11 protein-coding genes are annotated in these 12998 nt (G+C 71.2%); 5 read left to right on the forward strand and 6 right to left on the reverse strand.

Features of this window, described 5'->3' with window-relative positions; all coding sequences use genetic code 11:
- Nucleotides 1-1229, reverse strand: a 1229-nt coding sequence (locus J0695_RS21205) for an MFS transporter (RefSeq protein WP_206963703.1), incomplete at its 3' end; no start/stop codon positions are given.
- 186 nt (nucleotides 1230-1415) lie between these two features.
- On the opposite strand from J0695_RS21205, the gene J0695_RS21210 reads away from it, so the two are divergent.
- Together J0695_RS21210 and J0695_RS21215 are read left to right on the forward strand one after the other, a co-directional pair.
- Nucleotides 1416-2555: a mannosyltransferase family protein gene (locus J0695_RS21210; protein ID WP_206963704.1), complete on the forward strand. Its 1140-nt coding sequence runs from the start codon at nucleotides 1416-1418 to the stop codon at nucleotides 2553-2555.
- A 228-nt stretch (nucleotides 2556-2783) separates the two neighbouring features.
- The gene (locus tag J0695_RS21215; protein ID WP_307798710.1) at nucleotides 2784-3797 is read left to right on the forward strand and encodes a phosphatase PAP2 family protein; all 1014 of its coding nucleotides are present in this window, start codon (nucleotides 2784-2786) and stop codon (nucleotides 3795-3797) included.
- A gap of 59 nt (nucleotides 3798-3856) precedes the next feature.
- Here the strand turns inward: J0695_RS21215 and J0695_RS21220 are convergent, their stop codons facing one another.
- The gene (locus J0695_RS21220) at nucleotides 3857-4072 is read right to left on the reverse strand and encodes an I78 family peptidase inhibitor (protein ID WP_206963705.1); all 216 of its coding nucleotides are present in this window, start codon (nucleotides 4070-4072) and stop codon (nucleotides 3857-3859) included.
- Between the two features lie 412 nt (nucleotides 4073-4484).
- On the opposite strand from J0695_RS21220, the gene ctaD reads away from it, so the two are divergent.
- A complete protein-coding gene (gene ctaD / locus J0695_RS21225; RefSeq protein WP_206963713.1) occupies nucleotides 4485-6170 on the forward strand; it encodes an aa3-type cytochrome oxidase subunit I in 1686 nt (561 codons plus the stop codon).
- On the opposite strand, the gene J0695_RS21230 is transcribed toward ctaD, so the two are convergent.
- The 4 genes from J0695_RS21230 to J0695_RS21245 all read right to left on the reverse strand — a co-directional run bounded on the left by J0695_RS21230 (nucleotide 6171) and on the right by J0695_RS21245 (nucleotide 10144).
- A complete protein-coding gene (locus J0695_RS21230; RefSeq protein ID WP_206963706.1) occupies nucleotides 6171-7016 on the reverse strand; it encodes a hypothetical protein in 846 nt (281 codons plus the stop codon).
- Complete coding sequence (locus J0695_RS21235) at nucleotides 7013-8296, reverse strand: glycosyltransferase family 4 protein (RefSeq protein ID WP_206963707.1); 1284 nt, start codon at nucleotides 8294-8296, stop codon at nucleotides 7013-7015. The genes J0695_RS21230 and J0695_RS21235 overlap by 4 nt, the downstream gene beginning before the upstream one ends.
- A gap of 71 nt (nucleotides 8297-8367) precedes the next feature.
- On the reverse strand, nucleotides 8368-9642 hold the full coding sequence (locus tag J0695_RS21240) for an ABC transporter substrate-binding protein (protein ID WP_206963708.1): 1275 nt from the start codon (nucleotides 9640-9642) through the stop codon (nucleotides 8368-8370).
- Nucleotides 9620-10144, reverse strand: coding sequence for an MTB12 C-terminal domain-containing protein (locus J0695_RS21245; RefSeq protein WP_242552982.1), 525 nt, complete (start codon nucleotides 10142-10144; stop codon nucleotides 9620-9622). The genes J0695_RS21240 and J0695_RS21245 overlap by 23 nt, the downstream gene beginning before the upstream one ends.
- 68 nt (nucleotides 10145-10212) lie before the next feature.
- Here J0695_RS21245 and J0695_RS21250 point away from each other — a divergent pair, with 68 nt between their 5' ends.
- Nucleotides 10213-10602, forward strand: a complete 390-nt coding sequence (locus tag J0695_RS21250) for a hypothetical protein (RefSeq protein ID WP_206963710.1) — start codon at nucleotides 10213-10215, stop codon at nucleotides 10600-10602.
- 4 nt (nucleotides 10603-10606) lie between these two features.
- A partial coding sequence (locus J0695_RS21255) for an ABC transporter permease subunit (RefSeq protein WP_206963711.1) occupies nucleotides 10607-12998 on the forward strand: 2392 nt, incomplete at its 3' end.

The raw sequence follows: 12998 nt of genomic DNA on the forward strand, positions 1-12998 counted from the left end.
TCGATGCTCAGCGAGGCCCCGCCCGCCCGGTCGGCCGGCGCCTCGCTGAGCATCGATTCGTACGCACCGAAGAGCGTGGTCTGCAGCCCGAAACCGAGCAGCACAAAGGACGAGGTCAGCAGCCACGGCTTGTCGTGCTGCCCCATCGCGACCAGGCACAGCACGGCGGCGGCGGTCAGCACGAAGCCGTAACTCACCATCCGGCGCGGCCCGACACGGCGCAGCGTGTACGAGCCGGTGGCGCCCGCCGCCATCGCGGCGAAGGTCAGCGGCAGCAGTCGCAGACCGGTGGCGAGCGGGCTGAGGCCCAGCACCAGCTGGAGGTACTGGACCGCGATCAGCTCCAGCCCGACCAGCGCCAGCATCGCCAGGACGATGCAGCCCACGGCGGTGGTGAAGGTGGGCCGGGAGAACATCCGCATGTCGATGAGGGGATGCTCGCGCCGCTTCTGTCTGCGGACGAACACGATCAGCAGCGCGGCGCCGATGCACAGCGGCGCCAGCGTCCCTGGGCCGAACACGCCCTCGCCGGCGCCCAGCCGCTTCACACCCAGCACCACACCGAGCACGCCGGCCGCGGCCATCAGCGCACCGAGCACGTCCCAGGGCCCCTCGGCGCTGCCCTTGGACTCGGGCAGCAGCCAGCGTCCGAGCGGGAATATCACCGCCATCAGCGGGATGTTGATCAGGAAGACCGAGCCCCACCAGAAGTGCTCGACGAGGAAACCGCCGAGGACGGGCCCGATGGCCGCGCCCGCCGCGGCGACCGCGGTCCAGATGCCTATCGCGACGGCCCGCTCGCGCCGGTCGGGGAAGACGGCACGCAGCAGCGAGAGCGTCGCGGGCATGATCATCGCGCCGCCGACGCCGAGCAGGGCGCGGGCGCCGATCAGCATCTCCGGTGTGGTCGCCATCGCGGCGACGGCCGAGGCCACCCCGAAGAGCGCGTAGCCGAACAGCAGGACCCGGCGGCGTCCGACCCGGTCGCCGAGCGTGCCGAAGAGGATCAGGAGCGAGGCGCAGACCAGCGGATAGGCGTCGACGATCCAGAGCAGTTGGACGGCGCCGGGGCGCAGATCCTGGGTGACGGAGGGCACAGCGACATGCAGGACGGTCGCGTCGAGCGCGACCAGCAGCAGACTGACGCAGAGGACGACCAGGACGACCCAGCGGTTCGCACCGCCTGAGACGGCGCGCCATCGCGCACCGACCGTGGACGTCCTGGACATACGAGTACCTCCCGGTGGAAATCCCTCGCGCTCGGCGGGCCCGTGGGACGTACGTCCCCTGGTCCGGCATCGAAAGGCGAGTGCGCCGCCAGCGTACGCGAGTTCATGTGAGCGACAGGTGGTGTCGTGTCGTACGCCACACGCCGTCCGCACTCCCCTGCGCCCGGCACCCCGATAATCGAGGCCGTGACTGATCTTGTACAGCCCCTCGCCCCGGCCCGGTCCGCGCTGCGCCGCGCCGGTCCCGCCCTGCTCGCCTTCGCGGCGGTGCGGCTGACCGGGATCGCGGTGCTCGCCGTCTGGTCGGCGGCGAACGGCAAGAGCTGGCACACCCTGCTCTCGGCCCGCTGGGACTCGCTCTGGTACGCCCGTGTCGCGGACCTCGGCTACGGCTACGAGGTCCATCTGGCCAATGGCGACGTCCACTCCAATCTGGCCTTCTTCCCGCTGCTGCCCTGGCTGGAGCGGCTGGTCTCGGCCGTCAGCCCGCTCGGTCACGCGGACGCGGGGCTCGCTGTGAGCTGGATCGCCTCGCTCTTCGCCGCCTGGGGGATCTTCGCGGTCGGCGACCGGCTGTACGGACCGGCCGCCGGTACCGCCGCGGCCGTGCTCTGGGCGGTATTGCCGGTCGGCATCGTGGAGTCGATGGCGTACAGCGAGTCACTGTTCACGGCACTGGCCGCCTGGGCTCTGTACGCGGTGCTCGGCGAGCGCTGGATCGCCGCAGGCCTCCTCGCCTCGCTGGCGGGGCTGACCCGCCCCGTCGGGGCCGCGGTCGTCGCGGCGGTCTGGGTCTCCGTGGCGGTGGCGCTGCGCCGGGGCGAGGGGCCGCGCGCGCGGATGCTGCTCGGGGCGCTGATCGCTCCGCTCGGTGCGGCGGCATACGTCCTGTGGGTGGGAAGGCGGACGGGCGGCGGCCTCCTGGGCTATCTCGACGTGCAGGGCCAGTGGGGCAACGGTTTCGACGGCGGCCTGGCGTTCGCCCGCTTCATCGGGGAGAGGCTGGGCGGCCCGGCCTTCCTGGCCGGGATCGGGCTGATCGTCGGGGTCGCCCTGGTGATCTGGCTGTACGTGAAGGGCGTACGGCAGCGCCAGCCGCTGCCGCTGCTCGTCTACTGCGGGATCGTCGTCGCGCTGGCCCTCTGCGCCTCCGGATACTTCGGCTCCAAGCCGCGCCTGCTGCTGCCCGCCTTCCCTCTGCTGTTCCCCGTCGCCCTGGCGCTCGCCCGTCTGCGCAGGTCGCGGGCGGTGCTGGTGCTCGCCCCCGTGGCGCTGGCATCCGCCGTCTACGGGGCGTTCTGGCTCAACGGATCGGGACCGCCGTGATCCGGGGAAGCCGTACGGGATGAAAACACCGCACCGCATTTCGGTGAATGAATTCGGCGGCCGTAAGGCTCCGATAAAAACGATCAACAACACCAGGGCCGAAAGTCCTACATGGCGTCCGAATAAGCGGGAACAAACTCTCGTGTGAGACCAACTCCACATCACATCGTCATCACAAAGACACCAGTACGGCCTAGTACGCAGCTCACTCGCTGTAACGTCGATTGGGTGCGTACTGACCGATTCATCACCCGACTGGACCGGCTCTCCGCCCGTCTGGACAGGGAACCGGAGCCGCCGAAGATAGAGACCCCGCGGATGAGCCGTACCCGCGTGGTCCTCTTCGGCGCGACGCTGGCGTTCTATCTCGCCATCGTCGTCGCCGTGCTGACCTCTTCCTGGCTGGTCGACCTGGACTGGAAGGTCTTCATGTTCCGGCCCTTCCAGCAGTGGCCGGAACTGCACGCCTTCCTGGACTACTTCGTGGTCCTCGGCCAGCGCGGCCCCACCGCGGTGATGGTCGCCGCCTGGCTCGGCTGGCGCTCCTGGCGCCAGCACACACTGCGCCCGCTGCTCACGCTCGGCGCCGCACTTCTGCTGCTCAACATCACGGTCGGCGCGGTCAAGCTCGGCCTCGGCAGGCTCGGTCCGCACTACGCCACCACCATCGGCTCGGCCGAGCTCTACCAGGGCGGGGACATATTTCCGTCCGGGCACACCGCCAACGCGGTCGTGACCTGGGGAATCCTCGCCTATCTCGCCTCCACACCACGGACCAGGCGCTATCTGTCGGTGCTGTCGTCGGTGATCGCGCTCGGCGTGGGCGCGACCACGGTCTACCTCGGTACGCACTGGCTGAGCGATGTCCTGCTCGGCTGGGCCGCCGGTCTGCTGATCCTGCTGGCCCTGCCGTGGGCCGAGCCGATGATCGGCCGCGCCGAAGCCGTGATCTTCGCCGTACGGGAACGGTGGCGCGCCCGGCGCAGGTTCGCTCCCGCACTGCCCTCACCCGTTCCCACCAGCCCCGCGATGTTCCCGCCCCGCCGTCGGGCACAGGACGCGGACCAGCAGCGCGAACCGGTGGGAGCCGGCGCGGGCCGGTCCGCCACGGCGCTCAGGACCACCGTGCAGAGGCCGCACGGGACCCGCTCGGAACGTACGCCGGTCACTCCGGCGGGCAGCAGGCGACCGCCCCACGCGGACCGCTCGCCGCGTAACCCGCAGGCGCGTCCGGTCAACTAGCGAACCGGCTGTACGGCGAAGGCCCCCGACCACTGTGGTCGGGGGCCTTCACTGTGCGGTCAGCCCTTCCAGCAGCGGGCGACCCGGCCGTCTCTGACCTCGAAGTTGAGCCGCCCCGCCCGGTACTCCATGGTGATGATCGCGCCCGGCGGCAGCGACCTCACGGTGGACCAGCCGCGCTCGCGGGCCTGCAGTTCGGCGCCCGCCGCGTCCAGGCCCACATAGGAGTCGGGGGCGTCGTCGGGCTGTGCGGGAGGAGTCGGTACAGGTGCCATGACAGTCACCGTAGGCGGCGGGCCGCCCAGAGGGAAGGCCGTGTTCTGTACCCCGCCGGTCACACTTGTGTCACAAGATCACGACGATCGGCAGTATCGAACTCCGTCACCCGATCGTGCAGTCAAACGCCCCTTCGCCCATGAATTCCCGCACTTTTCGTGAGCACATCCATATCCACGGTGAATTCCCGGACAACGCCCGCCGAGCGGCTTCTGAATTCACACATCCGAGCGGCCGCACATGAGTTGGCGGCGCATAGGGGATTCACCGATTCCTTACATCATTCGCACCCTTGACCGAAGGTCCCGCGACCCGGTGCGCGGATCCCGTTGCGTACGCCCCCTGTTGGAGCGGGCACCAACGCGCGCATCATGTCTCCTGCCCGACACCCGGCCATCGAGGGGGCACATGATGGGGACGACGACCGCGGAGGCGCCGGCCGAAGGACCGGCACAGGTACGCCGTCCGGGCCGGATCCTGGTGGACTGGCTGACGACCACGGACCACAAGAAGATCGGGCATCTCTACCTGATCACGTCGTTCGTCTTCTTTCTGATCGCCGGCCTGATGGCCATGCTGATGCGGGCCGAACTGGCCCGCCCCGGTCTGCAGATCATGTCGAACACCGAGTACAACCAGATGTTCACGATGCACGGCACGATCATGCTGCTGCTCTTCGCGACCCCGACCTTCGCGGGTTTCGCCAACGAGATCATGCCGCTGCAGATCGGCTCGCCCGACGTCGCCTTCCCGCGGCTGAACATGTTCTCGTACTGGCTGTTCCTCTTCGGCGGGCTGATCGTGCTCGGCTCGGAGCTCACCCCGGAGGGGCCCGCCGACTTCGGCTGGTTCGCCTACGCCCCGCTCAACTCGATCAACCACTCCCCCGGCATCGGCGCCGACCTGTGGATCATGGGCCTGGCGCTGGCGGGCTTCGGCACCATCCTGGGTGCGGTCAACTTCCTGACCACCATCATCGGGATGCGCGCCCCCGGCATGACCATGTTCCGTATGCCGATCTTCACCTGGAACGTGCTCTTCACCTCGATCCTGGTGCTGATCGCGTTCCCCGTACTGGCCGCGGCGCTCCTGGTGCTTGAGGCGGACCGGCGGTTCGGCTCTGTGGTCTTCGAGCCGCAGTCGGGCGGTGCGCTGCTCTGGCAGCACCTCTTCTGGTTCTTCGGCCATCCCGAGGTCTACATCATCGCGCTGCCGTTCTTCGGGATCATCAGCGAGATCATCCCGGTCTTCGCGCGCAAGCCGATCTTCGGCTACACCACGCTGGTCGCCGCGACGATGTCGATCACCGGGCTGTCCGTGGTGGTGTGGGCGCACCACATGTTCGCCACCGGCGCGGTGCTGCTGCCCTTCTTCTCCTTCATGTCCTTCCTGATCGCGATCCCGACCGGGGTGAAGTTCTTCAACTGGACGGGGACGATGATCAAGGGCTCGCTCTCCTTCGAGACGCCGATGCTCTGGTCCGTCGGCTTCCTGGTGTCCTTCCTGTTCGGCGGGCTCACCGGCGTGCTCCTGGCGTCGCCCCCGCTCGACTTCCATGTCACCGACTCGTACTTCGTGGTCGCCCACTTCCACTACGTGGTCTTCGGCACGGTCGTCTTCGCCACCTTCGGCGGCTTCTACTTCTGGTGGCCCAAGCTGACGGGCAAGATGCTCGACGAGAAGCTCGGCAAGATCCATTTCTGGACGCTCTTCGTCGGCTTCCACATCACCTTCCTCGTCCAGCACTGGCTGGGCGCGGAGGGCATGCCACGGCGGTACGCGGACTATCTGGCGGCCGACGGCTTCACGCTGCTCAACACCATCTCGTCGATCGGCGCGTTCCTCCTCGGCCTCTCCACGCTGCCGTTCCTCTACAACGTCTGGAGGACGGCGAAGTACGGGAAGAAGGTCGACGTCGACGACCCCTGGGGGTACGGGCGTTCACTGGAGTGGGCGACGTCCTGCCCGCCGCCGCGCCACAACTTCCTCACCCTGCCCCGGATCCGCTCCGAGTCCCCCGCCTTCGATCTGCACCACCCGGAGTACGCGGCGCTCAGCAGCCCGGAACCCTCGGAAAAGAGCCCCGAGCCGTCCTGATCAGCCCGCCGCGGGGTCCAGCCGCACGCTGAGGTCGTTGCCGACGGTGTAGTACGGGACCGCCGTGGCACGCCCCCCGGTGTCTGCGGGGCCTGCCGGGTAGACGTAGATGCCCCTCCGGTCGGCGATGTCGTCGAGGATCCGGGCGATGCGTACCGCGGCCGTGCCCTCGCCCTCACCCTCACCCTCACCCTCACCCTCACCCTCACCCTCACCCGACGGCAGCAGCCACAGGTCCCAGATCGCCTGCTTCGTGATGCCGTCGGCGGCCAGCGGCGCGTAGGGCAGCGTGAAGGCGAAGGCCCCGGACCCACCGGTGGCGGGCTCCCTGTGCACCACGCCCGGCGTCCCGCGCAGCCGCGCCTCGACGACCGCGCCGGGGCCGAGCCCGGTGCCGTACAGCCGTCCCTCGACGGTCATCGCGTACGGGGCGAAGCCGATCGCCCCCGCCTCGGCGTGCGGAGCGCGCAGCCAGCTGCGGATGGCCAGGGTGCCGTCCTTGGCCGGGTACGGGATGCGGACGGCGACGGCCGCGGACGCCGGCTCCGGCAGGCGGTCGACCAGGGTGCGCAGGTCGCGGATGCCCGACTCGACGCTCCGCTCCCCGTCATCGCCGCAGTCGGCGAGGACGTCCCAGCGGCCCTCGGCGAGAGCGGTCTCCGCGCCCAGCACGGCGTCCGGGGCGAGCTCCAGACGGAGGCGGTCACCGGTCCTGCGGTGCTTGAGCACGAGCGCGGTGGCGCGGGTGTCCGGGAGAGCGAAGCTGAGCGAGCCGTCGGCGGCGGCCGTGCAGTGGACGCGCGGCGGTGCGGTGGTCCCCGTGGAACCGGAGGTGTCGGTGGTCATGAGGACTTGCCCTTCCTGAGCACGGCGGCGGCCCGGTAGCGGATCCCGTACACCCCGTCGAGAACGGTCGACCGGGTGCGGTGCACCGCGTCGCGCAGCGGGCTGCGGGAGCCGCCGGGTCCTCCGCGGGCCAGAAGCTCGGTGAAGAGGGCCTCGTGCCGCTCGGCGATACGGGCCGGATCGAAGCGTGCCGCGTTCTCCCGCGCCGACTGCCCCATCCTGCGCCGCAGTTCGTCGTCGGCGATCAGCGAGAGCAGGGCGTCTCCGATCGCGTCGACGTCACCGACCGGGACGAGCCGGCCGTCGACCCCGTCGGCGATGATCTCGCCGGGCCCGTGCGGGCAGTCGGTGGAGACGACGGGGAGTCCTGAGCGCATCGCCTCGACGATGGTCATGCCGAAGGACTCGAGGCGGGAGGTGACCGCGGCGATGGAGCCCTTGGTCCACTCGGGCTCGATGGGATGGGCCGAGCCCATCAGAAAGACATGGTTGTAGAGGCCGAGTTCATTGATGAGGGCGCGCAGGGCGCCTCGCTCGTTCCCGCTGGTGTCCCCGCTCCCGTAGATGCGCAGTCGCCAGTCGGGGCGGGCGGCGACGACCTTGGCGAAGGCCTGCACCAGGAGGTCGTAGCGCTTGACGTCGGTGAGACGGCCCGCCGCGATCACCCACTTGCCGGTGGAGTCGGCGGCCGGGATGAGGGGCGCGGGCACGCTGTTGGGGACGGCGTCGATCCGTACGCCGGGAAGCTTCAGCCGGGTGCGGTACGCCCGGGCGTCGGCCTCGGTGACGGTGGTGACCGCGTCGAGGAGCGGATAGCGGTGGGCGATCTCGCGGCGCAGCCGGTAGCTGTGGCTGTCCAGGGTGAGGTGTTCCTGGCCGACGCGTGCGGGGCCGCGCCTGGCCTGGCGGGTGATCTGCACGTTGAGTCCGGGCCGGGTGCCGACGACGACATCGGCCCGCAGGGACTTCAGATGGGCCCCTATCCGGGCGTCGGTCAGCCGGCTGTACTGCCGGTGCCGTCCGTCGCCGCGCGGGAAGATCCTGGCCGGACGGGCGTGCTCCGGTGCGTCCCCGTCGAACGTCGCGCTGGTCTTGCGCATGTCGACGAGGTGGCGCAGCGTCACACCGGCGGGAGTGCCGAGTACCGGCAGGTCACGGTGGCGGAACACCGAGACGATCTCCACGTCGTGGTGTTCGGCGAGTGTCTCGGCCAGATTGAACGTCGTGCGGATCGTGCCACCGATCCCGTACCCGTTATGAAGCAAAAATGAAATGTGCATGACGCCGTTCGGTCCCCCTGGTCTACATGCTGGTCAACATGTGAGTCTGCTGTGGACTGTACTAGGAGGGCCTACGGGCGGTATGGGAGCTGGGGCACGGTGAAGCAGTTCGCGGTCATCGGGGCGCTCTGGGTCACCCAGCCGTCGCCGTCCCTCCAGCGGGCCACCGAGAGACAGGTGCGCCGGACCGCCGGGGGCCGCGGCAGCTGTTCGTATACGACGGGGAGCAGGAGCCCGCGTGCGGTGTACGGCTGCGGGCGGCCGACGAAGCCCTCGACGCAGGCGCGGGTGAGGTCGGCGGTGCAGGCGCGGGCCGCGTCGGTGAACCACATGGCCGCCGCCCAGCCCTCCAGCTGCCACTGGGCGAGCGGCCTGCCGCCCATCGCGGTGCGGAAGGCGCGGACCTGAGGGTCGGCGGTGTCGTCGTAGTTGCGGCTCGAACCGGTCACCCACAGGGCGTTGCGGCAGCGCGGGGAGTTCTTGTAGTCCTGCGGGACCGCGTCGGTCCAGTTCTGGACGTTGGTGACCTTGGCGGTGACCCGGGCGCCGACCGCGTCCATCGCCTCGCACAGCTGCGCGTTGCCGTGGGTGTCCAGGGCGTCGAAGACCAGATCGGCGCCCTGGTTCTTGAGGTCGGCCGCTGCCGCACGGAAGTTGGGGAGGGCGAAGTCGACCTGCTCGGAAACGACCCCGTACCCCTCCTTGCGCAGGCCCTGGGTGATGAGCCTGGCGTACGCGGCCGACGAGGCCTGGTTGTAGGAGACGACGGCGGCGGTGCGGGCGCCCTGGGTGCGCTTGAAGTACCGGTAGGCCTCGGTGCCGCCGTAGAGCTCCCCGTGCCAGCCGGGGGTGCCGTCGCGGGGGGCCTGGCTGCCGTAGATCCCGTACAGATGCGGATAGGTGTCGTACGCGGCACCGATCGGCTGCCCGCCGATGTCGGGTACGCCGGCCCGGGAGACCAGTGGTGCTCCCGCGTAGACGAGGGCGGTCGTGGCGACCAGCGCGAAGACCTTCTTCTCGTCGACGAGGCGGTGCACGCACTCGGTGTTGCCGATGGAGCTGCCGCCGTCGTCGCACGTGAGGACCTCGACCCTGCGTCCCGCGATGCCGCCCGCCGCGTCGAGCTGCCGGAAGTAGGCCTGGGCGCCGTCGCGGGCGCCGGTGAACGCCGAGCCGCCGACGGGGCTGGTGGCGCTGGTGATGATGCCGACGCGGAGCGGAGCCGCGGCGGCCGTCGGTGAGGGGTCCTGTTCGAAGTCGCGCTCGGGCAGCCGGCTGCCGCAGGCGGCGCTCAGCAGGACGAGCGCCGCCAGGACGACCCGCTCAGCAGCCCGGTGCCGCCGCATTGCCGCTCAGCTCGACGAGCGCGCAGAGGGACTTCACCGAGACCTTCCACGTCTGGTCCTGCAGGACCGAGGTGCCCTTGCTGTTCGGGAGCGCGGTCGCGGTGCCGACGATCAGGTCGAACGTGACGTCCGCGGCCTTCGCGGAGGTGAACGAGACGGCGGTGACCTTCGCCCTGGACTGCGTGGCGTTCTTGTCACCGCTGAAGAGGGCGAGCAGGGGGCGGAGCGTGTCGCCGTTCTCCAGCACCTTGACCTTGTCGTCGGTGGCGGCCTTGGGATCGAAGAAGAGGGTCCAGTTCTTCTCGATCTGCTGCTTGGCGGCGGCCTGGTCGGCGGGGGCCCCGGCCGCGGGTGCGCTCGTGGTGGAAGCCGTACTCGGCTGCGAACTGCTCGTCTCCGGGGCGGGCTTGGACGGCGAACCGTCCGAGCACCCGGCGAGCAGCAGCACCAGTGCCGCGGCCGCCGTGCCCAGTCCGGCACGTGGGTACCTGATGAGGTCCATAGGCGGCATAGTGCAAGGGATCGGCACACTTGAACAGACCTCCAGACCTCCAGACCCACGGGGGCCCCATGCTCACCTCCCGACTTCTCTGGGCCGGCCTGGCGGCCGTCGGATGCGGCGCGCTGCTCTGCGCGGCCGGCTGGTACGGGGTCTCGGGCGAGCGGTTCACCGCCCGCCAGGTCCCCTATCTCGCCTCCTGTACGGTGCCGGGCGCGGCGCTGATCGTGGCGGGGGCGGTGCTGCTCGCACTGGCCGAGGTGTACGGGCTGCTCGTGGCGGACGACCCCGGCGACCCCGCACCCGTTCCCCCGGGGCCTGTTGAGGACACGGGCCCCCTGGTGTGCCTGCCGGGCGGGACGCTGGCCCACCGGCCCGGCTGTCTGCTCGTCGCGGGCAAACCCGATGCGGTGCCGGCGGCCGGCCGGGAGCTCGCGCCCTGTCCGGTGTGCGAGCCCTGACGCCGTGGACCCGCTGACGTACGACCTCGTCCTGGCGGGACTGACCGTCGGAAGTGCCGCCGCCCTCACGGGTATCGGGCTGATCGTCACCTACCGGGCCACGGGTGTGCTCAACCTCGCCCATGGCGCGATCGCGATGATCTGCGCCTTTCTGCTGCGCCAGCTGGCGGTCGGCTGGGGCTGGCCGCTCCCGCTCGCCGCCTGTCTGACGCTGCTGGTCGCCGCTCCGGGTCTCGGACTGCTGATGTCGTTCGTGGGCTCCGATCCCGCGCGCGCCCTGGCCGCGACGATCGGCGTTCTCGTGCTGCTGATCGGCGTCGCCGGGCTGGTGTGGGGCCCGGGGGCGCGGGCGGACGCACCGGCGATCCTCCCCGACACGCCGTGGATCCAGCTCGCGGCGGTGTGCGTACTGGCGGGCGCGGTGGCGGCGGTGACGCGCTGGACCCGCTTCGGGAAGGAGCTGCGGGCCGTGGTCGACAACCGCGCCCTGGCGGAGCTGGGCGGGATCGACGCGGGCCGGGTGGCCGCGGCGGGGTGGGCGTTCGGGGCGTTCACGGCCGGTCTTACGGGCGTGCTCCTGGCTCCGTACGTACGCCTCGATCCGTACGGGCTGCCGCTGCTCGTGATGGAGGTGATGGCGGTCGCGGTGGCGGCGCGCATGCGGAGCCTGCCGGTCGCGGTGGGGACGGCGCTCGTCCTCGGGGTGGCCCAGGCCCAGTTGACGCGCTTCCACCCGTCGGGGCGGCTCGACCCGCTGCTCCAGGCGCTCGGCTCGAACCTGTTCGTGGTGGCGCTGCTGATCGCGGCGCTGACGATGCGGGGCGTGGGGGTTCCGGAACCGGCCGCCGCCCTGCGGCCAACCGGCCCGGCACGGGGTGCGGTGACCGGAGCGGCGCGGCGGGCACCGGACACCGGGACCGCGCTGCGCGCCCTGGCCGCGACGCTGCGGCCCGGTCCCGTGGTGCGGATACGGCAGCTCACGTGGGTGCCCGTCGCCGTGCTGCTGGTGTTCCCCGTCGTCTCGACCCCGCACACCGCGGTCGCCGTTCCCGCGCTCGCCGTCGTCCTGCTCTCCCTGGTCATCGTCACGGGCCGCAGCGGCCAACTCGCCCTGGGGCAGGCCGCGTACGCCGGGCTCGGCGCCCTCTTCGCCGCCCGGCTCTCCGAGCGCCTGCCCGAACTGGTCGCGCTGCCCGTGGCCGTCGCCCTGGTCGCCCCGCTCGGTCTGCTCACCGGTTGGCCCGCCATCCGCCGCCGCGGTCTCGCGCTGGCGCTGACCACGTTCGCGGTGGGGACGGTGGTGAGCCGCTTCGTCCTCACCCAGCCGTACGCGACCTCGGGCGTGACGGTGTCACGGCCCGCCGGGTTCGGCTCCGACCGCGCCTTCTACACGCTCGAACTCGCCCTGCTCGGCTGCTCGTTGCTCGCTGTGGCGGCTCTCCGCCGCGGCCGCATGGGCAGGGCGCTGGCCGCGATGCGCGACCACGAACAGGGCGCGGCCGCCGCGGGCGTCCCGGTGCCGCGCCTCAAGCTCCTGGCCTTCGTCCTGGGCGCGGCCCTCGCGGCGCTCGGCGGCGGGCTGCTGTCGATGGGCGCGAGCGCCTTCGACGCGACGGCGTACGACCCGGTGCGCGGCCTGCTCTGGTTCGCGGCCCTGATGATCCTGGGCGCGGACACGCTGCTCGCCGCCCCGGCCGCTGCGGTGCTCCTGACCGTCCTGGACTCCGGGTCGCACACCGGCCTGGCGGCCACGGCGGTCGGCGCCCTGGCACTCCTGCTCACCCGGTTCCGCCCGGCCGCACGCCCGCCCCGCCGCCTGACTCGGACCCCGCTCGGCGAAAGGGCGCGGGCCAGGCTGCCCCGGCCACCCGTAGCACTCGCTCGATCCGGGACCGGAACGCGGGCGCCCCGGAGACCGGCACCCGACTGGGCCGAGGTCTCACCCCCCGGCCCCCTCACCGCCCGCGGACTCCGCCTCTCCTACGGCGCGTTCACCGTCCTGGACGGCGTCGACCTCACCGTGGAGCCCGGCCGCGTCACCGCCCTGGTCGGCCCCAACGGCGCGGGCAAGAGCACCCTCTTCCACTGCCTCTGCGGCACACTCCGCCCCGCCTCGGGCCGCGTCGCCCTCGCCGGGACGGACATCACCCGCCGAAGCGCCCATGCCCGCACCCGGCTCGGGGTGGCCAGGACGTTCCAGCAGCTCGCGGTCTTCCCGTCGTTGACGGTCGCCGAGCAGGTGCGGATCGGCGCCGAGCAGGGCCGGGTCCGCGACCCGGGCCGCACTGTCGAGTCCGTACTGCGCCTGCTGGACCTGGACGGGGCGTCCGTACGCGACCGGTACACGGCCGGCCTCCCCACCGGCCTCCTGCGCCGCGTCGAGCTGGCCAGGGCCC

The sequence above is a fragment of the Streptomyces beijiangensis genome, assembly GCF_017315755.1.
Classification (GTDB): Bacteria; Actinomycetota; Actinomycetes; order Streptomycetales; family Streptomycetaceae; genus Streptomyces; species Streptomyces beijiangensis.

What these genes read in the sequence shown, in the direction of transcription:
- J0695_RS21235 (WP_206963707.1), bottom strand. Translation starts at nt 8,296, where the DNA reads ATGCACATTTCATTTTTGCTTCATAACGGGTACGGGATCGGTGGCACG.
- ctaD (WP_206963713.1), top strand. Translation starts at nt 4,485, where the DNA reads ATGGGGACGACGACCGCGGAGGCGCCGGCCGAAGGACCGGCACAGGTA.
- J0695_RS21240 (WP_206963708.1), bottom strand. Translation starts at nt 9,642, where the DNA reads ATGCGGCGGCACCGGGCTGCTGAGCGGGTCGTCCTGGCGGCGCTCGTC.
- J0695_RS21230 (WP_206963706.1), bottom strand. Translation starts at nt 7,016, where the DNA reads ATGACCACCGACACCTCCGGTTCCACGGGGACCACCGCACCGCCGCGC.
- J0695_RS21220 (WP_206963705.1), bottom strand. Translation starts at nt 4,072, where the DNA reads ATGGCACCTGTACCGACTCCTCCCGCACAGCCCGACGACGCCCCCGAC.
- J0695_RS21245 (WP_242552982.1), bottom strand. Translation starts at nt 10,144, where the DNA reads ATGGACCTCATCAGGTACCCACGTGCCGGACTGGGCACGGCGGCCGCG.
- J0695_RS21250 (WP_206963710.1), top strand. Translation starts at nt 10,213, where the DNA reads ATGCTCACCTCCCGACTTCTCTGGGCCGGCCTGGCGGCCGTCGGATGC.